The 19576-nt window shown below is 47.2% G+C and carries 15 protein-coding genes; 1 reads left to right on the forward strand and 14 read right to left on the reverse strand.

Annotated elements, in window-relative coordinates; all coding sequences use genetic code 11:
• Positions 1 to 54 precede the first annotated feature (54 nt).
• Entirely contained in the window at positions 55 to 1920 is a 1866-nt protein-coding gene (dxs, locus tag ACH19P_RS12895) for a 1-deoxy-D-xylulose-5-phosphate synthase (protein ID WP_462158932.1), read from the forward strand.
• Positions 1921 to 1967: 47 nt separating this feature from the next.
• On the opposite strand, the gene ACH19P_RS12900 is transcribed toward dxs, so the two are convergent.
• The 14 genes from ACH19P_RS12900 to imuA form a co-directional block, all read right to left on the reverse strand.
• Positions 1968 to 3641, reverse strand: a complete 1674-nt coding sequence (locus ACH19P_RS12900) for a methyl-accepting chemotaxis protein (protein WP_462158933.1) — start codon at positions 3639 to 3641, stop codon at positions 1968 to 1970.
• Positions 3642 to 3783: 142 nt separating this feature from the next.
• The gene (locus ACH19P_RS12905) at positions 3784 to 6897 is read right to left on the reverse strand and encodes a ligand-binding sensor domain-containing diguanylate cyclase (RefSeq protein WP_462158934.1); all 3114 of its coding nucleotides are present in this window, start codon (positions 6895 to 6897) and stop codon (positions 3784 to 3786) included.
• Positions 6898 to 6906: 9 nt separating this feature from the next.
• Positions 6907 to 7389 (reverse strand): phosphatidylglycerophosphatase A family protein, encoded by a 483-nt coding sequence (locus ACH19P_RS12910; protein WP_462158935.1) that lies wholly within the window; start codon positions 7387 to 7389, stop codon positions 6907 to 6909.
• Positions 7390 to 7391: 2 nt separating this feature from the next.
• Positions 7392 to 8369 (reverse strand): thiamine-phosphate kinase, encoded by a 978-nt coding sequence (gene thiL / locus ACH19P_RS12915; protein ID WP_462158936.1) that lies wholly within the window; start codon positions 8367 to 8369, stop codon positions 7392 to 7394.
• Between the two features lie 43 nt (positions 8370 to 8412).
• The gene (gene nusB / locus ACH19P_RS12920; protein ID WP_347390683.1) at positions 8413 to 8823 is read right to left on the reverse strand and encodes a transcription antitermination factor NusB; all 411 of its coding nucleotides are present in this window, start codon (positions 8821 to 8823) and stop codon (positions 8413 to 8415) included.
• 9 nt (positions 8824 to 8832) lie between these two features.
• Positions 8833 to 9297, reverse strand: a complete 465-nt coding sequence (gene ribH, locus ACH19P_RS12925; protein ID WP_347390682.1) for a 6,7-dimethyl-8-ribityllumazine synthase — start codon at positions 9295 to 9297, stop codon at positions 8833 to 8835.
• A 132-nt stretch (positions 9298 to 9429) separates the two neighbouring features.
• Positions 9430 to 10536, reverse strand: coding sequence for a bifunctional 3,4-dihydroxy-2-butanone-4-phosphate synthase/GTP cyclohydrolase II (gene ribBA, locus ACH19P_RS12930; protein ID WP_462158937.1), 1107 nt, complete (start codon positions 10534 to 10536; stop codon positions 9430 to 9432).
• Positions 10537 to 10553: 17 nt separating this feature from the next.
• Positions 10554 to 11210, reverse strand: coding sequence for a riboflavin synthase (locus ACH19P_RS12935; RefSeq protein WP_462158938.1), 657 nt, complete (start codon positions 11208 to 11210; stop codon positions 10554 to 10556).
• Positions 11211 to 11212: 2 nt separating this feature from the next.
• Positions 11213 to 12358, reverse strand: a complete 1146-nt coding sequence (gene ribD, locus ACH19P_RS12940) for a bifunctional diaminohydroxyphosphoribosylaminopyrimidine deaminase/5-amino-6-(5-phosphoribosylamino)uracil reductase RibD (RefSeq protein ID WP_462158939.1) — start codon at positions 12356 to 12358, stop codon at positions 11213 to 11215.
• Position 12359: 1 nt separating this feature from the next.
• Positions 12360 to 12809 carry a transcriptional regulator NrdR gene (gene nrdR / locus ACH19P_RS12945; RefSeq protein ID WP_462158940.1) on the reverse strand — a complete coding sequence of 150 codons (450 nt, stop codon included), beginning with the start codon at positions 12807 to 12809 and terminating at the stop codon, positions 12360 to 12362.
• A gap of 91 nt (positions 12810 to 12900) precedes the next feature.
• Entirely contained in the window at positions 12901 to 14157 is a 1257-nt protein-coding gene (gene glyA, locus ACH19P_RS12950; RefSeq protein WP_462158942.1) for a serine hydroxymethyltransferase, read from the reverse strand.
• Positions 14158 to 14352: 195 nt separating this feature from the next.
• Complete coding sequence (locus tag ACH19P_RS12955) at positions 14353 to 17445, reverse strand: error-prone DNA polymerase (protein WP_462158943.1); 3093 nt, start codon at positions 17443 to 17445, stop codon at positions 14353 to 14355.
• Positions 17445 to 18854, reverse strand: a complete 1410-nt coding sequence (locus tag ACH19P_RS12960; RefSeq protein WP_462158945.1) for a Y-family DNA polymerase — start codon at positions 18852 to 18854, stop codon at positions 17445 to 17447. The genes ACH19P_RS12955 and ACH19P_RS12960 overlap by 1 nt, the downstream gene beginning before the upstream one ends.
• Positions 18854 to 19570, reverse strand: coding sequence for a translesion DNA synthesis-associated protein ImuA (gene imuA, locus ACH19P_RS12965; protein WP_462158946.1), 717 nt, complete (start codon positions 19568 to 19570; stop codon positions 18854 to 18856). Before imuA ends, ACH19P_RS12960 begins: the two co-directional genes overlap by 1 nt.
• Between the last annotated feature and the right edge of the window lie 6 nt (positions 19571 to 19576).

Below are 19576 nucleotides of genomic sequence, written 5' to 3' on the forward strand. Positions count from 1 at the left end.
GGCCGTGCCCGATTTGTTATACTCGTGCCATCGCAGTGAAGGATAAGTAAACGCATGAATTTGGATAGTAGCAAGTATCCCCTATTAACTCAGGTCGATGAACCTGCACAACTACGCGACCTTGAGCAACAAAAGCTCGGCGCGTTCAGCTATGAATTGCGGGATTACCTACTCAACTCCGTATCACAAAGCAGTGGCCATTTTGCTTCAGGTCTGGGTACTGTGGAACTGACTGTTGCGTTGCACTATGTATATAACACACCATTTGACCGAGTCGTCTGGGATGTGGGCCATCAGGCGTATCCGCATAAATTGATCACCGGTCGCCGTGACAAAATGCACACAATTCGTCAAAAGGACGGATTACACCCTTTCCCCTATCGGGGTGAAAGTGAATACGACACGTTCAGTGTTGGTCACTCTAGTACATCCATTTCCGCTGCATTGGGTATGGCTATTGCTGCTGAAAAAGAAGGTAAAGGACGTAAAACGGTTGCCGTTATTGGCGATGGTGCCATTACTGCGGGTATGGCATTTGAAGCAATGAACCACGCTGGTGATGTGAAATCAGACATGCTGGTTATTCTGAACGACAATGAAATGTCGATTTCTGAAAACGTGGGTGCATTGAACAATCATTTTGCACGTATTCTTTCAGGTAGCTTCTACACCAACATTCGCGAAGGCTCTAAAAAACTACTGTCTGGCTTGCCGCCAGTGAAAGAACTCGCCAGCCGCATGGAAGAGCACCTCAAAGGTATGGTGATCCCAGGCACCTTCTTTGAAGAACTTGGTTTCAATTACATCGGCCCAATCGATGGCCACGATGTCAACATGTTGGTCGACACATTACGAAATATGCGTAATTTGAAAGGCCCACAACTGTTACATATTAAAACGCAAAAGGGTAAAGGCTATAAGCCAGCAGAAGCAGACCCTATTGGCTATCATGCGGTGCCTAAGTTCGACCCAACAGAAAGTAAACTGCCGAAGTCTAAACCTGGCGCCCCGACTTTTTCTAAAGTATTCGGTGATTGGCTCTGTGACATGGCCTTACAAGACGCTGATTTAATGGCGATTACCCCAGCAATGCGTGAAGGCTCAGGCATGGTACGCTTTTCAAAAGAATACCCAAACCAGTATTTCGATGTGGCAATTGCCGAGCAACATGCGGTCACACTCGCAGCTGGATTTGCCTGTGAAGGACTTAACCCAGTTGTAGCGATTTATTCATCCTTCTTACAACGCGCGTACGATCAACTTATTCACGATGTGGCCTTGCAAGAATTGCCAGTTCTGTTCGCCATTGACCGTGCAGGTGTGGTGGGTGCCGATGGTGAAACACACCAAGGCACGTATGATCTAAGCTTCTTACGCTGCATTCCAAATATGGTAATTATGGCGCCAGCCAATGCCAATGAATGTCGTAATATGCTCTACACTGGTCACAATCTGGATAAACCTGCGGCAGTAAGATACCCACGAGGTAGTGCGGGTGAAGGCGAGTTAGATGAGCAAATGCAGATGCTAGAAATTGGTAAAGGCCGAGTGCTACGCCAAGGTAAAGGCACCGCCATTTTGTCATTCGGCACTTTACTTGAGTACGCAGAACCTGCAGCTGAAGCCTTAGACGCGACCTTAGTAGACATGCGTTTTGTGAAACCCATTGATACTGCCTTGATTGACGAGCTCGTGGCTTCGCACGACAACCTGGTCACCTTGGAAGATAATGTCATCGCAGGTGGCGCAGGGTCAGCAGTCACTGAATACTTAAGTCAACAAAAGCACACGACACCGATGTTGCATTTAGGTTTGCCGGATGTATTTATCAAACACGGTACGCAGCAAGAAATGCATGCTGAACTTGGTTTAGACAGCGCCGGTATCGAGCGCCAAGTAAAAGAATGGCTCGCTAAGTAAGCTGTTGTCATTTTCATGAAAAAGGAGCCTATGGCTCCTTTTTTCTTTCATAGATTAAAGCGATTAACTTCACTGGTGAGCTTCGCTGCGATGCCGTTAAGCTCATCAGAAGAGCGCGCCACTTGGGTATTAAGTTCACTGGACTCCTGCGCGTCTTGACGAATACTCTCTACCCGTTGCGCAATATCCTGAGACACCTGCTCTTGCTCTTCTGCAGCCGTTGCAATGGACTGATTCATTTCGTTAATGTTGGTCACTAGCGACTCAATTTCATGCAAGGATTCACTGACTTGAGCCGAACGTTCGACAGCCATGTTGGTATCATCGCTACTTGAGTTGATGTCATCGGAAACTTGTGTGGTAAAACGTTGTAGTACGCTGAGTTTTTGTTGGATTTCTTCGGTGGCTTGTTGCGAGCGTTTCGCCAGATTACGCACCTCGTCAGCCACCACAGCGAAACCGCGCCCTTGCTCACCGGCTCTGGCCGCTTCAATCGCTGCATTGAGGGCCAACAAGTTAGTTTGCTCTGCGATACCATCAATCACAGAAAGTATATCCGTCACATCTTTTACTGAATCATGCAGTTGAGTCAGGCTTTGCGTGGCCGTATTGAGTGTACTGGCAACGTTTTGCACAGACTGTACACTGGTGGAGACAATACTTTGTGCCGATGCGGTATTTTCATGTGCTCCCTGTGCAGCTTGGGCTGCATTGGTGCAGTTTTTCGCCACTTCTTGCACCGCAAACAAGTTCTCATGCACTGATGTCGCAATAACATCTATCGCTTCATTTTGTTTGTGGCTCAACGACGAACTTTGTTGCGAAATACCATTTAGCTGAGTCGATGCGTTCGCCGCTGCACGAGACTGCGCTTGGATATTGCGTAGCAAGCTCGCCAGTTTCTCGACCATTTCGTCAAACGCATTGCCCAACTGCGCCAGTTCATCCTGGCTTTGGGTATTGATCCTCTGCGTTAAATCACCAGCGGCAATACGTTGCGCTTTAGAAACGAGCTCTATGGTCACATTAATCACCCGCTTTTCAAGCCAGAAATAACACAGCACCAACAGCGCAACAATAATGAACACCGCTGCAATACTGAGCACACTTTGGCGCGCAACACTTGATTGCACGTCAAGCAACTGTTGTGCAGAGACTTCATCCAAGCGCTCAATAAAGGTGTTCACGGGCGCCATAATTTTCGCAACTTCACGCTCATACGCGTCATTGTGCAGCATGTGGATAGCCCTCATCCAATCTAGCTGTTCTTGCTGGTTTAAGTCTTCGATTTCCTTCCCGGCAAAGGGTTTAATTAACGCAAATGCTGCTTCTTCTGTGTCTATTAAAGCGATGGAATAATCATTGGATTGCTCTAGATAGCGCAGTAAATCCGTAGGCACATTGATTTCTTTCAGACGGTCAATATAAGCAAGCGAACGACCATCTACAGCAGGTGCTTTTCCCGTGATTTGGTCAACTATATAGTTATACTTATCAAGATATTGGCTATCTAATGTCGCCACGTATTGCCGCGCGTTGACCGTCAAGTTAGTGGAGTTGCTTGCCGACAATTTTGCTAAATGACTTGATTGGTAACGAAAAGAGGAAGAATCAAAACTGTGGTCCAAACTCGTTCGTAAGTTTAATACCACCAACAACAATATAACCGCTATTAGCGTAATGATCGCAAACGCTGTTCTTAGTAGCGCTTTTATAGTCATGGCACCCTCTTTATTCTCTTTTTAACTGATTTATGAGTCGCTTAGTAAAACGACATAAAATTCAGTGTAGTTCAATTTACGTACTACAAATAAAGAGGTTTAATTTTGGGTACTCGAGTGCGCGTCACTCACAACAAGGAATTTAGCGCATCCAGATTTTGATGTCGGCAAGACCGTTGCTTTGTAACGTTGCGATTTGCTCGTCGAGATTTTCACTTTGCTCAAACTCAAAGGCATCAAGTTGGTCGTCGAAGTTGATGTGTGCACAGCCATCACCGCCGCGCTTTTTGACCTGATGCAATGCAATATCGGCAAGGTTAACGGACGTTTCCCAGCCTATCACTTGCCCACCAAGTAAAGGCATGGGATAGCAAGACCAACCAATGGACGCACTGAGGTTCATCGACTTACCATTCGGTAGCTGGAACGCTCTTTGAGCAATAGACTTACACAAATTACGTGCAAATTGGTTCACTTGTTCAAGTTCGAAATCGCGCAACAAGAGCAAGAACTCATCACCACTCCAACGAGCCACGTAATCCGATCCTTGCGTGCAGGAGTTCAGGAGTGTCGCCAGTTGCTGCAAACAGCTATCACCGCTGAGCGGGCCATAGGCGTCGTTAATACGTGAGAAGTTGTCGATATTCACTATCACTAATACCAAGGCGCGACCTTGTTTTTGCAATGACTCAGCATTGCGTTGGTAATGTTCGATATCTTTTGGCAGCTGATCAAAAAGGAAGCGTCGGCTGCGTAGTCCGGTGAGTTCATCGGAGTGGCTCACCAACTTCAACTGCGAGTTTACTTGATTGAGCTTGTCGTTAGCGTCACGCAGTTCAATGGTGCGCTCTTCTACTAGACTCTCCAGTGCCGCTTGTTTACGGCGTTCTTGAGCTCTAAACACCCACAACAAGAGGTAGAAAGCCAAAAAGATACAGGACACGATCAGCAGGCGGAAATACACGGTTTCGTCGAATCGTTTTGGTACAGTGAAAGCATATTGTGTACTGCTAGCTTCTTCCCAGTTACCACTGGTGCGCTTGGCTTCAAGCTTAAAGGTGAACGGCCCAGGGGGTAAGTTTGTATAAATGGCTTCGCGACGATTATTGGCATAACGCCAATCGCTGTCTAACCCTGCCAATTGGTAGCGGAATTCAACTTCAGCAGGCGCGTAGAAATCTATCGCCGTGTAATTGATGGTGACATCACGCTCATCCGTGTCCAGATTAGGGTTGATACCCAAACCACCTGTGAACAAGGTGCGTCTTGGTGTAGTAATACTTTCCACTTGTGGCGATAACGCATCTTGACCAAATAGTTCTACGCTCTTAGGTATTTCGACCACACCTTGTAAACTTGGATACCAGATAGACGTGCCGTTATCAGCCACCGCATCATGACCTAAACCCGCACAACATTGGCTGGCTTTACCATCGAGTTGGCGATCATAAGATGAAATAACCTGTTCAACCTGTAAGTTACCAATTTGGTCAGAGAACTGTTCCACAGGCATGCGATACACGCCTTTCATGGTACTGACCCAAATGCGTTTCAAATCATCGTCATAATGCAAGCTGAAGATAGAGCCATATGGCAGACCATTCGATACATCTAATTGGTGCCAACGGCCATTCACACTTCGGTAAAACAAGCCATCGTTCAAAGAGCCCACTAAGGTCCCTACTCCATCCACTTCTAAAATGCTGGTCACATACGCACTTTGCAATGTGGTGTTATCACCGATTCGTTCAATACCTTTATCAGAGAAGATATAGCCACCTTGGCTGGTACCAATCAGGCCATAATTGCCTTTGTCCAATACGAAGGTAATGAACTTTGAGTCCATCACTGCATTGTAGTTAAACGGCGTAAGGCCGTTATAACCCATGCGATACATACCCCGACCCGTACCGAACCACAGCCCACCCGACTTTGCTTCACTGATCGCAAATACCGGATTCAGACGTAACTCTCGGGCGTCGATATTAAAGAGTTCTTCATTTTCAAAATACAGCACCCCACGGTCGGTAGCGATGTAGAGGCGATCGCCCACAAAGTGCAAATCATGTACTGCACTGCGGCGTAATTTGGCGCGTGGAATACGGTTGATGAAACTATTGTCTTGGTCGAAATAGCCGATCCCCGAGCGATTTGCCACCCACAGCTGACCTTTAGGGGACAACGTAATCGCCATAACCGCTTCGGTCATACTCGATAACGCGTTGTGGCGCTCGACTCGCCCAGCGTGGGCAAGCCACAAGCCTTCACTGAAACTTGCCAGCCAGATGTTGTTTTGATCATCGCGATAAATATCTGAAAACCAGATACTTTGGTCCAGCGCTGAAGGCTCAACCCACTGCCATTCTTGGGAGTTATCGCGATACAAAAGGCGACCATAGGTTGAAATCCACAAGGCGCCATCCGAGTCGCTCATGAACTTGTACACTGCGGCATTACTCGCATTAGGAAGCGCAAATGGACGCAACTCATCATCTATATCGAGGAAATAAGCACCCAGTTCAGAGGCTAAATAGAGCGTGCCTTCGAGCCATGCTAAGTCATGAATAATGGTTTGCGCTAAGCGCTCTGGAAGTGTGACACGCGCAGTAATTTTGAGTCGTAACCGCGATGATGACGAAGACATGTTAGACAAGCGCAGCAAGTAGTTCTCACTGACCAACCACACCCCTTGTGGCGACAAGGCCATTTTGCTCACTGAAATCTGGTTGATAGCCGTTAATCGGCTTTGAATACGGCCACTACGACGACGTTGGTCCTCATCAAGGTGAAATGCGATTTGATTACGCTCAATGTAGAAAAGCTCATTGGCCGCAACCCAAATATTACCTTTATCGTCTTGGAGAATATCGCGTACGGGATCGCTAATACCGAACTGGAAGTAGTTCATGGAATCAGGGTCAAGGACAGAAACCCCTTTTTTGGTGCCTATCCACAGCAAACCTTCTTTATCAATCAGGAGTTTATTGATGGCATTACTGCTAAGAAAGTTGCTATTTTGTTCGTTGAAATTAGTGAAATGTTCGCCGTCAAACCTGCTCAGACCAAACTGGGTACCCACCCAGATATAGCCCTTGTTGTCTTGCGTGACACTCTTGAGAGACTGTGACGGCAAGCCATTACGGGTGTTCCATTGTTTAACAACATAGTCAGTAATTGATGCAGACGCACCAAAGGTTACCAAGGTTGCACACATCAGTAAGAGTGACTGAATAAACCGCTGCAATGTCACACCCATGTTCAAATCTTATATTCCAGGCAAATAACCTACTTTAATTAACGCTTGTAGGCAAATAAGAGAACACACACCCGCTAAAATATCATCCGCCATAATACCCAAACCACCATGCAGACGCTTATCCAGCATGCGAATTGGTCCTGGTTTGGCAATATCGAAGAAACGGAACAAGATAAATCCTACCACAAGTGTTTGCCAGCTGATCGCTGCGCCAATCATAGTGATATAAAAACCTGCCACTTCATCCCAGACGATTGCTGGGTGGTCGTGCACACCTAAATCTTCGGCGGTTTTGCCGCATGCCCACACACCCACAATACACAGGAGCAATGCGAATACTAATTGCATCCAAAGCGGTGCGCCCATGCTCATAAAAATAAATGGCAATGCCGCAAAGGTGCCCACCGTTCCCGGAGCTTTTGGGCTTAAGCCTAAACCAAAACCAAGACCGATGAACTGATGAGGACGACGTAAGTTAAATGTTTCAGCCATTGCTAGCACGTTTCATCCCCAACAAAATGTTCGAAGCCTAGACCGGGTGCATCCAGTTTTTTATCTCCCTCGAACAGCTCAATTTTGCCATCACCGCCACGGATTTGGCCAATGCACACAGCATCGATACCGTATTGATTTAGCTTGTTATCCAACATCGCCTTGTGGTTTTCAGGCACCGTATACAGCAATTCATAATCATCGCCATACGCGAGTACATACGGCCACTTCGCTTCACCTTCAATACTTTGGCGAAATGCTTCTGTGGTAGGAATTTTATCTGCATACACTGTGGCACTGACTTGTGACATTTCCAAGATATGCTTCAAATCAGCCAGTAAGCCGTCGGAAATATCGATTGCAGAGCTGGCATAACCACGCAACACTTGACCTGCAGCAACTCGCGGCGTCGGATATTCAAGTTTATGCGTCAGCTTTTTTAACCACTCAGGTGCAATATCTAGCCCTTGCTTACGCGCTTCCACAGCCAGACCCGCATCGCCTAATGGACCAGTCACGTAAATCCAATCACCTGGTTTTGCACCACCTCGAGTGATCGCTTTGCCTTGTGGCACTGTACCCTTGGCACACACGGTTACGGTAAGTGGACCTTGCGTGGTGTCGCCACCAATAATTTGTACATTGAAGTACTCTGCGATTTCATGCATTCCCGCAGTAAATTCTTCCAACCACTGCATGTCGGCATGAGGCAAAGTTAACGCCACTGACACCCATGCAGGCTCAGCGCCCATCGCCGCCAAGTCACTGAGATTTACTGCAATCGCGCGATGCCCTAAAGCTCGCGGAGAAATATCTTCAAAGAAGTGAACACCACAGACCATAGTGTCTGTTGTCACTGCCAATTGGCTATTCTCTGGAATAGTCACGAGCGCACAGTCATCACCAATGCCGAGATTCACATCACGACGCGTGATGCCACGGCCTTTGAAATATCTGTTAATCAATTCAAATTCTTGCATACACAAAAAAGCCGGCCTTAGCCGGCTCTCCTTGTTTTAGAGCTTAGCTTCGTAGTTCCTTTACGGCCTTATCAAGTACGCCATTTACGAACTTGTGGCTGTCGTCAGCACCGAATGTTTTTGCTAATTCGATACCTTCATTGATGGCTACCTTGTAAGGTACATCTTCGCGGAACTTAAGCTCATACGCGCTCAGACGCAAAATTGCCTTCTCAACCATATCGATGTCTTCGTATGGGCGAGTAAGGTGCGGAGCGAGCACTGTGTCTAACTGTTTAAAGTTAACGGCAACGCCTCGAGCCAGATCTTTGAAGTATTCAACGTCTACTTTAGATACGTCGTTTTCGATCAACATGTTTTGCTCGATATCGGCAATTGGATTACCGCTCATTTGCCATGAGTAAACGGCTTGTAATGCCAATACGCGTGCTTTGCGTCTTGCTGCTGGTTTCACTGTGAACCCTTAAATTTTGTCTAAAACATTAACCATTTCTAGGGCACTTAGTGCAGCTTCGCCACCTTTGTTACCCATTTTTGTACCTGCTCGCTCAATCGCTTGCTCAATGCTTTCAGTGGTAAGAACACCAAATGCAACGGGTACATCATATTCTAGCGATACTTGTGCAAGGCCTTTATTTGATTCGCCTGCAACAAGGTCAAAGTGTGGTGTACCACCACGGATGATCACGCCTAGTGCGATAATCGCATCAAACTCGCCTTTCGCTGCAATGCGCTTAGCGACAAGTGGTAACTCAACTGCGCCAGGAACGTAAACAACGGTGATGTCATCATCATTTACATTACCAGTACGCTTTAGTTCATCCACCGCACCATCAAGTAAGCTGCTGCCAATGAAGTCATTAAAACGCGAAATCACGATGGCAAATTTTTTGCCCGGTGCAAACTTGTTACCTTCAATAATTTTCATCTATAAACCTTAATTGATATTGCCAACGCGTGATGCGGGGCGAAATACGAATATCGCAAAATTGCCGCGCATCTTAGCATAACTTTAAAAAAATAGCTGTATCACAATTGCATTTACCTACTGCAATTGCATTTACTCAGGCTGTACGTAATCAACCACTTCTAGGTGGAAGCCCGACAACGCGTGATACTTCTTAGGCATGCTCATTAAGCGCATCTTTGTGATGCCTAAATCGGCCAAAATTTGCGAGCCAATACCCACTGTACGCGAAGTGCCTTGAATCTTTCTGTGGTTCGCTGTTTTGCCTTCGTCTTCCAACGCAAATGCTTGTACCATTGCTTCGATGTCTTCGGCGCATTCTTGTTTACCAAGAATAACCAACACGCCGTCGTTTTTCGCAATGTAAGCCATTGCATTTGACAGCGTCCAACTGCGGTCAGCACCGCGGTCTGATAATAAAATATCGTTAAAAGTACTTTGCAGATGCACGCGCACCAAAGTTGGATCAGTAATGTCACCTTTCACAAGGGCGTAATGTAGTTGGCCATCAATGGTGTCTTTGTAAGTGACTAAGTCAAACTCACCATGCTCAGTAGGTAACTTGCATTGCGCTACTTTTTCAATGGTGGTTTCGTTAAGGTTGCGGTACTCAATTAAGTCCGCAATGGTGCCCATTTTCAGACCATGCTCTTTGGCGAACACTTCTAATTCAGGACGACGTGCCATGGTGCCATCTGGGTTCAAGATCTCGACAATCACAGATGAAGGCTCAAGCCCTGCTAAACGCGCTAAATCACAGCCCGCTTCAGTGTGCCCTGCACGGGTCAGAATGCCACCTGGCTGCGCCATAATTGGGAAGATATGGCCCGGTTGCACGATGTCTTCAGGTACCGCACCTTTTGCTACAGCAGCTTGCACTGTACGCGCGCGGTCGGCTGCTGAGATACCCGTGGTCACGCCCTTCGCAGCTTCAATCGACATAGTGAAGTTGGTAGAGAACTGCGCACCGTTATTTTTAACCATCAGTGGCAATGCTAACTGTTCACAACGCTCCTGAGTTAGGGTTAAACAAATGAGGCCGCGGCCATAGGTAGCCATAAAGTTAATCGCATCAGCACTGATGTGCTCGGCAGCAATAATTAAATCACCTTCGTTTTCACGATCTTCATCGTCCATCAAGATGACCATTTTGCCATTTTTAATGTCTTCGATGATCTCAGCTGCAGTATTCAAACTCATATCTTGCCCATTATGTGTTATTTGATAAATCCGGCTTGCATTAGCAAACTCTCGGATACAGATGATTCTTGCTTAGGAGCCTGTGCTCCTTGAATAAGGCGTTCTAAATAACGCGCTATTTGGTCAACTTCTAAATTAACCTTAGTGCCAACTTGGAATTCGGCAATAGTCGTTTGCGCCAAGGTATGCGGCACAATCGTCAATTTAAACTGGTTCGCGTTGATTTCATTCACAGTCAGGCTCGCACCATCAATGCACACCGAGCCCTTGTACGGAATGTATTTCATCAGCGCTTCTGGCGCTTCAAGCCAATATTCAATCGCGCGCGCACTCGGGGTCACTTTTACCACTTCGGCAATTCCATCAACATGACCGGAAACAAGGTGACCACCCAAACGTGAAATAGGTTGCAATGCTTTTTCTAAGTTCACACGTTGGCCACGTTGATACTGGGCGAAGCGTGTTAAGGACAAGGTCTCTTTTGACACGTCGGCACTGTATCCATCACTGAACTTTTCAGTCACGGTTAAACACACACCATTGGTTGCAATGCTATCGCCGAGCGCCACATCACTCATGTCTAAGTTATCGCTGTGGACGCGTACTTTTAAATCGCCATCAACTAAGGTCAAGGAACCCAAGGTTCCCGTTGCTTCAATAATACCTGTGAACATGGCTACTCTACTCTTTGTTGCTCTAGGGTAAGGCGAATATCATCACCAATTTGGGTGATATCGCTAAATTGCATGGTGGGCACCTCTGTCATTGCACTAAACGGCCCAATATTTATTAGCCCTTTGGCTGCACTGCCCATTAACTTCGGCGCAAGATACACAACATAACGGTCAATTAAGTTCTGCTGCGCCATGGCACCAACCAAGGTTGCGCCCGCTTCTAACCACACAGAATTAATTTCCTGCTCGGCCAGTAATGTTAAAAGTGCCGCTAAGTTAACGTGGCCACCCTCTGCGCCATCACAGCTTAATTCGGTTACATTGTTGGGCCACTGTGGCTGTTTATCAAGCTCTTTAGTGCAAACATCCGCTGTGCGTGAACGCACGATAATAATATCACCTGGCTCTTGGAATAATGCCAGCTCTGGAGTGAGCCGATATTGGCTATCGATTATCACCCGGATAGGTTGGCGTATCTCTGGGAGCAGGTACTGCGCACGCGTAGTTTCATCTAAACGCACATTCAATTTGGCGTTATCAACTATTACGGTATCTGCACCACTTAATATGGCGCAGTGCTGCGCACGCCACTGCTGCACATCAGCGCGGGCAATAGGACCTGTGATCCACTTGCTTTCGCCATTGGCTAATGCGGTTTTACCATCAACACTGGCAGCTAATTTAGCGGTTACATACGGCATATTACTGCGCATACGTTTTAAGAAGCCACGATTTAGGTTTTCTGCTTCTTTGCTTAATAAACCTGAAGCCACTTCAATGCCAGCATCAGCCAGCATTTTCATCCCTCTGCCACTGACTTGTGGGTTAGGGTCTTGCATGGCGCAAATAACTTTGGCGACGTTAGCCTTAATAAGCGCGCCTGCGCACGGGCCTGTGCGACCTGTATGGCTGCACGGTTCTAAGGTTACGTAGGCTGTTGCACCTTCGGTGTTATCACCGGCGGCGGCTAACGCATGGACTTCGGCATGCGGTGTTCCTGCTTGCTGATGAAAACCTTCACCGATAATTTGCCCATTTTTAACCAGCACACAGCCCACATTTGGATTTGGGGTTGTGGTAAAACGGCCTTGATATGCCAGCTCAATGGCGCGTTGCATATAGCGCGTATCGTCTGCGCTGAAGGTCATATTAGTCTCCAAGGCGGGCGATTTCTTCACCGAACTCACGAATATCTTCGAACGAACGGTACACCGACGCAAAACGCACATAAGCCACTTTGTCTAAACCTTTGAGGGCTTCCATGATGCACTCGCCGATGAGTTGCGAGCTAACTTCTCGCTCGCCGGTTGCACGAATTTGTGATTTGATTTGATGCACGACTTCATCGATTTGTTCTGTTTTTACTGGTCGACGTTCTAACGCGCGGTGCAGGCCATTTTGTAATTTGTCTTCATTGAACGGTTCACGAGAGCCATCACGCTTGATCACCCGTGGCATTACCAATTCTGCACCTTCAAAGGTGGTAAAACGTTCATGGCAGTCAATGCATTCGCGACGACGGCGAACTTGGTGCCCACCACCAACTAAACGTGAGTCGATAACCTTGGTATCTTTAGCGCTGCAAAAAGGACAATGCATAGTGAACGGGTTTCCTGTAGATAACAAAAAGGCCGCAAAAATTGCGGCCTTTATAATACACAAATGTTTGTGTAATAGCTATTTTGTGCCCTTATGCGTAAACAGGGAACTTAGCACAAATTGCTTTTACTTTTTCTTTCACTTGCGCTTGAACGTCAGCGCTTTCGATGTTGTCTAGCACGTCACAGATCCAGCCAGCTAGCTCTTTTGCTTCAGCTTCTTTGAAACCACGGCGAGTGATAGCTGGAGAACCAATACGTAGACCTGAGGTTACAAACGGTGAACGTGGGTCGTTTGGTACTGAGTTCTTGTTCACTGTGATGTTTGCATTACCGAGTGCAGCATCCGCATCTTTACCTGTGATGTCTTTGTCGATTAGGTCAAGAAGGAATAAGTGGTTGTCAGTTTTACCTGAAACTACTTTGTAGCCACGCTCTTGAAGTACCGCTACCATCGCTTGTGCGTTAGCAACTACTTGCTGTTGGTATGCTTTGAATTCTGGTTGAAGTGCTTCTTTGAAAGCAACCGCTTTAGCAGCAATTACATGACATAGAGGACCACCTTGACCACCAGGGAATACAGCGCTGTTTAGCTTTTTGTAGATCTCTTCGTCGCCACAGTTAGACACGATTAGACCACCACGAGGACCCGCAAGTGTTTTGTGTGTCGTTGTTGTGATTACGTGTGCATAAGGAACCGGGCTTGGGTATACGCCAGCAGCGATAAGACCAGCAACGTGTGCCATATCAACGAATAGGTATGCGCCTACTTTGTCTGCGATTTCACGGAAACGTGCCCAATCTACGATACCTGAGTACGCAGAGAAACCACCGATGATCATTTTTGGCTTATGCTCAAGCGCTAGCGCTTCAACTTGATCGTAATCGATTTCGCCAGTTGCTTCGTTTAGGCCGTACTGAATAGCATTGTACGTTTTACCAGAGAAGTTTACGTGTGCACCGTGAGTAAGGTGGCCACCGTGCGCAAGGCTCATACCTAGAACTGTGTCGTGTGGCTGAAGTAGTGCTTGGAAAACAGCTGCGTTCGCTTGTGAACCCGCGTGCGGTTGTACGTTTGCGTATTCAGTGCCGAATAGCTCGTTTGCACGGTCAATTGCAAGTTGCTCAACTACGTCAACATGCTCACAACCACCGTAGTAACGCTTACCTGGGTAGCCTTCTGCATATTTGTTGGTTAGCTGTGAACCCTGCGCTTCTAGTACGCGTGGGCTACAGTAGTTTTCAGATGCGATAAGTTCAATGTGCTCTTCTTGACGAGCCACTTCTGCGTTCATCGCATTCGCTAATTCTGGGTCAAAATCTGCAATGTTCATGTTACGTTCTAACATGCTGTCTCCTAGGTGCAACGTAATTGTCGGATATGAAAGGCCGCTATTGTACGCGTAAACGGCGCGTTTGCCTATTGGCTATACATGAGCTTATTTAAACAGGGATTGAATTTTTTTCACACCCTTAAAAGAATGATATTTTTTAATCGAATACATTTATTATCCAAATAAATATTAACTTTAATATTTTTATATTTAATGAAAGAAGCGACTTTTTAAAATTAAGGCGGGTAACTTATCGCTGTGGTCAATGAGTCGTCCAGCAATCACATGCACCACCCCTTTGTGATGTTCAACCACGCCTTTTACTTCCAATAAACGCGCGGTCAAAAAGGCTTTTTGCTGTGCCTTAGCTGTTGCCAGCCACACCACCACATTGATGTTGCCTGTTTCGTCTTCGAGGGTTAAAAACGTTATCCCCGCAGCACTGCCCGGTGATTGCCGCCCCGTGACCAAACCAGCAATGGTGACACTGGCACCATTGCGACATGAGATAAGCTCATTGGCTTTCTTAGCGTGATTGAATAATCCGTGTTGGCGCAAATGCACTAACGGGTGCGCGCCCATATTCACGCCCATACTGGCGTAATCTTCGAGCGTATCTTGAATTTCATTAGGAGCCACCAGCGCCAGCTCTGCATCATCGTCATCCTCGGCAAATAAAGGTAAACGCTGCTGTTTATCCATAATTTGCCAGCGACTGTTAAAACGATCCTTCGCAATAGCCGCTAACGCATTGCTACTGGCGAGGGTTTCAAGTTCAGCCTCACTTAAACCACGATGATAAAGCTCAGTGATACTGCGATAACCTTGTTCAGGGCGATGAGTAATGAGCTTTTGTGCACTGTGGCTGCTTAAGCCTTTGACACAACAAAACCCTAAGCGCACGGCAAAATACTCGCCTTGGCGTATCACTTGGTGTTCCCATGCGGAGTGATTCACATCCACAGGCAGTATGTTTACTCCGTGACGACGGGCATCTTGCACCAATTGGTCAAGAGAATAAAAACCCATAGGTAAGCTGTTGGCTAAAGCACACAGAAACACCTCTGGGTAATAGTACTTTAAATAGGCTGAAACATACGCCAACACCGCAAAGCTGGCGGAGTGCGACTCGGGAAAACCATACTCGCCAAAGCCACAAATTTGTTGATAAATACGCTCGGCAAATTGATACTCGTAACCGCGTTTAAGCATGCCATCAATGAGCTTTTGCTTGAATTGCGTAAGCTCGCCATCACGCTTCCATTTTGCCATCGCGCGGCGCAGCTGATCCGCTTCACCGCCACTAAAACCCGCTGCCACCATGGCGACCTTAATGACTTGCTCTTGGAAAATAGGCACCCCAAGTGTGCGCTTTAACACTTGTTCTACTTGCTTTGATGGGTATTCCACCGCTTCTTCGCCATCACGACGGCGTAAATAAGGATGTACCATGTCTCCTTGAATTGGCCCTGGGCGAACAATGGCTATTTGAATGACTAAATCGTAATAACAACGTGGTTTAAGGCGCGGTAACATGCTCATTTGTGCCCGCGACTCGATTTGGAAAACCCCTACAGTGTCTGCCCGTTGCAGCATTGAATATACCTGCGGATCATCACCCAAGCGGGTGATATCAGCAATGCTAATATGATGCTGATAATGCTGCTCCAGCAATTTAAAACTACGTTGAATGGCACTAAGCATCCCCAATGCCAGTACATCTACCTTTAACAGCTTTAAGCTTTCCAAATCATCCTTATCCCATTGGATCACCGTACGCTCTGCCATGGCTGCATTTTCTACTGGCACCAGCTCATGCAAAGGGCCTTGGGAGATAACAAAGCCCCCCACATGCTGAGATAAGTGCCTTGGAAAGCCTTTGATTTCATCCACCAAATGAAAGAAGTGCTGATTAATCGTGGCGTCTGGATCGAGCCCCAACTGCACCAACTGCGCTTGCCACTGCCCACCACCGTGGCGGCGATTGAGTTGCTTAATGTAGTAATCCAGTTGAGTTTCAGTGAAGCCCAGTGCTTTGCCCACATCACGTATGGCGCTTTTCAAACGATAGGTGATCACTGTCGCCGCCAAGGCGGCACGTTGACGACCGTATTTTTGATAAATGTACTGGAACACTTCCTCGCGACGTTGATGCTCAAAATCAACGTCGATATCAGGAGGCTCATTGCGTTCTTTGGAAATAAAACGCTCAAACAATACATCGATTTGCCGCGGGTCGACCGCCGTAATTTCGAGACAATAACAAACCACGGAATTAGCCGCTGATCCCCGCCCTTGATAAAGAATATTGCGCTCCTTGGCGAACTGCACAATATCCGCAATAGTCAGAAAAAAAGGCTCATAGCCTTGCTCGGCTATCAGGGTTAATTCTTTGTCTATGGTCGCTTGGACATGCGCAGGCGTGTTGCCGTTAAAACGCTTTTGCGCCCCTTGCTCCACTAGATTTTTTAAATGCTCACTGGCACTAAGCCCTTTGGGTACTAATTCGTGTGGATACTGATAACTGAGCTCGTCAAGGTTAAACGTACAACGCGCAGCGATGCTTTGTGTTTGTGCTAAGTGCGCCGCATCAAACAGCTTTGCAAGTTTGGCAGGCTCACGCAATGAGCGCTCCGCATTGGCTAATAAATTCTGTCCCAGTGAGGCCACCGTTTGCCCTTGCTTAATAGCACTAAGCACATGTTGCAAAGGTAAGCGCTCAGGGCTGTGCATTAACACTGCGCCAATGGCCACTTGCGGTATATGCCATTGCTCGCTCAGGTTACGAACATAGGCTAGCTGCTCGGGTTCAAAACTACTTAATTCACGGCGCACACCCATGTAAAGTTGCTCGCCATAATGGCGTTGAAGCCAAGGGCCCCAATGTTTGTCTGCCGTTTTAGCTGCATCGTTTTGCCCGTGTACCAACCAAATCAAAATACACCCTTTGAGTGTTTTCAAATCCCATTCACTCAATTGGTATTGACCTTTTTCACAGCGTCTGCGCGCATTGGTGATCACCCGGCATAACTGGCTGTACGCTGATTTTGTTGGGCACAACACCACCAGCTCCAGTTGCTCATAACACAGGTAACTGCCAACAATCAGCTTGATAGGGAGTTGCTGTTCCTTGATATAACTGTGCGCCCTCACCACCCCTGCAACGGAGCATTCATCACAAATAGCCAATGCGCCATACCCCAGCTCAGCAGCTTTGGCCACTAACTCTTCTGGGCGTGAAGCCCCCGTTAAAAAGCTAAAGTTACTTTGGCTAAACAGTTCACTGTAAGCAGAGGCACCCATTACGCAAAGTACCCTTGCACGAACCACTGCTGTTGTTTGTCTTTAAATACCCAGCACAACTGCCCTTGGTTGTTTTCCCCCACATAGTAATCGCGCTCAACTTGCGCTTGCTGCCACCAATGGCTTTGAATACGCTCAGGGCCCCGTAAAATACACAAAGGCTCAGTCAATGGCGTGGGGGTAATTAGAAAATTAGGCCGCAAGTACGCAGTTGTATTTTGCTCTTTGGGCACACTCAGCGCGTGCAAAGTGCCCTCTTGCACTTGAGCATATTCAGGCACATGCGCACGTCCTTGTAACAATCGATAACAACGCTCATCTCCTAGGCGTGTATGTAATACACTCAGTAATTGTTGCCTTGCCAAACCTTGTTGGCGCTTTTCAAACAGATTATGGCTACTGCCATCCACGGTTATAAAGTCTTCGCATTGCAAGCGAATCGCTATCACAGGCGCATCTAGAGCCAACGCGTCAAGCTTAATAGTGAGTAGGCGTAACCAAGCCGATAGCTGAGCTTGTGGTTCAACACTTTGCAAAATAAGACTCTGCTGCGGCTGCTCCCGAAACAGTAAAATGAAAGTCAGTTGCTGGGTATGGAGCTGATGCTGGCGTAAGTAATGGCACATTCGCTCACACAACTGAGTCAGCGGGCTCAGTAAACGCGCACTGTCTTCGATTTCAAAATTAAGCTCGTGGGTTTCACAAAAGCGTTGTGCCGGTTGATAAAAACGATAATAACGCGATTTCTTGGGTAAACAGGTGCGCTGCAATTGGCCTCGTAAGCGCGTGAGGTAATCCACCAGCTCGTAGTGAAAACGCTGGCGTAATTGCGCTATGGGCAGCGCTAATAATTGCTGTGTTGTGTGTATTCCTAAGCGTGCAAGTTGTTGTTTGTGTTCTGCACTTAACAACAATCCTTGCACGGGGACGTGAGCGAGCCGCTCTGTACACGCTTGCTCATCATCACTAATAAAGTGACTTTTATTACGAGCCAAGACTTCTGCGGCTTCAATACTACCTGCACAGGCATAGTAAAACTGCGGCACAAAGGCACGAATAGTCGGCGCTAGTGCATGGAAAAGCGCGTCATTACTTGGGTAAAGTGCGCGCATACTCGCAGCCGCAAAAATAAGGCAATCACTGGCGCATAAGATAATGTCGCCGGTAAGTTGGTAGCACTGTGCCGCCAACTCTTGCAATAACTGCTGCTCTACTTCTTGCTCGTAAGGATACACATGTAGCGCACCACATAAAGCGGCGGCACTGGCCAAGCCCATGCCCAGTTTTACACCTTGCTCTTGTGCTGCTTCATTCACCTGAACAATGCGCTCTTTTGTCACGAGCACAGCGGGCTCAGTTAATTGCCTGCGCTGCAGTTGTAAATGTTCACAGTAAACAGCCAAGAACATTAACCCACCTCATAATGCGTAGGCTCAGCTATGGCGTTGAGAGTGTGTAAAGCGCCCTGTTGCATACGCTGTGAGTACAAAAGAAATGGCCACAACTGGGTTTTATCAAGAGTGATTTCCCCTCGCGCAAAGCGCCCTTGTTGGCGCAACAAGGTGACTTTTAACTGCGTCGCGTGTTGGCGTAACTGCATACTCATGTGTACTGGCAAGGCTGATGCTTGGCTTTGGTAGTTCACTAACACTAATAACGCGGCTGATTGCTGACAAGCCAAATTGAAACGTCGCGCTTGTGCGAAGGATAAGCCTTGATGCCACAACCAAACCAAAGCACAACTGCTGCTACGGGCACATTGCTCGGCAGCCCATAATGCATGGGCGTCATTTTCAGGGCGTACGATCACCACTCGTTCTAAACTCACATGTTGGGCCAAAAGCCAATGAATACAAGGCTCAGCTGGTGGATTTATCAACACCACCATGCCCTCTTTTTGCGCTTTGGCAAACATACCTTGTAACAACGTAAGTTCACCAATAGCCGGCGCTGATTGTAAGTTAATCACGCCACTTGTGGGCCAGCCGCCACCAAGCAGTTGGTCTAGTTGTGCAAACCCTGTACTCAATAAGGCGTGTTGCTCATGGCTAGCTTGTTGCTGAGATGCGTGATTGGCACTAAAGATCAGTCCTTGATGGTGCATCGCTGCTAAAGTTGTGTTCATCCACAC

It is taken from the genome of Pseudoalteromonas sp. GB56 (genome assembly GCF_054923835.1).

Bases quoted from the DNA above. Each gene is read 5' to 3' on its own strand.
- ACH19P_RS12900 (WP_462158933.1), bottom strand. From the start codon at position 3,641: ATGACTATAAAAGCGCTACTAAGAACAGCGTTTGCGATCATTACGCTA.
- ACH19P_RS12905 (WP_462158934.1), bottom strand. From the start codon at position 6,897: ATGGGTGTGACATTGCAGCGGTTTATTCAGTCACTCTTACTGATGTGT.
- ribBA (WP_462158937.1), bottom strand. From the start codon at position 10,536: ATGAGTTTGAATACTGCAGCTGAGATCATCGAAGACATTAAAAATGGC.
- dxs (WP_462158932.1), top strand. From the start codon at position 55: ATGAATTTGGATAGTAGCAAGTATCCCCTATTAACTCAGGTCGATGAA.
- ACH19P_RS12955 (WP_462158943.1), bottom strand. From the start codon at position 17,445: ATGGGTGCCTCTGCTTACAGTGAACTGTTTAGCCAAAGTAACTTTAGC.
- ribD (WP_462158939.1), bottom strand. From the start codon at position 12,358: ATGACCTTCAGCGCAGACGATACGCGCTATATGCAACGCGCCATTGAG.
- ACH19P_RS12910 (WP_462158935.1), bottom strand. From the start codon at position 7,389: ATGGCTGAAACATTTAACTTACGTCGTCCTCATCAGTTCATCGGTCTT.
- glyA (WP_462158942.1), bottom strand. From the start codon at position 14,157: ATGTTAGAACGTAACATGAACATTGCAGATTTTGACCCAGAATTAGCG.
- ACH19P_RS12960 (WP_462158945.1), bottom strand. From the start codon at position 18,854: ATGTTCTTGGCTGTTTACTGTGAACATTTACAACTGCAGCGCAGGCAA.
- nrdR (WP_462158940.1), bottom strand. From the start codon at position 12,809: ATGCATTGTCCTTTTTGCAGCGCTAAAGATACCAAGGTTATCGACTCA.
- imuA (WP_462158946.1), bottom strand. From the start codon at position 19,570: ATGAACACAACTTTAGCAGCGATGCACCATCAAGGACTGATCTTTAGT.
- ACH19P_RS12935 (WP_462158938.1), bottom strand. From the start codon at position 11,210: ATGTTCACAGGTATTATTGAAGCAACGGGAACCTTGGGTTCCTTGACC.
- ribH (WP_347390682.1), bottom strand. From the start codon at position 9,297: ATGAAAATTATTGAAGGTAACAAGTTTGCACCGGGCAAAAAATTTGCC.
- thiL (WP_462158936.1), bottom strand. From the start codon at position 8,369: ATGCAAGAATTTGAATTGATTAACAGATATTTCAAAGGCCGTGGCATC.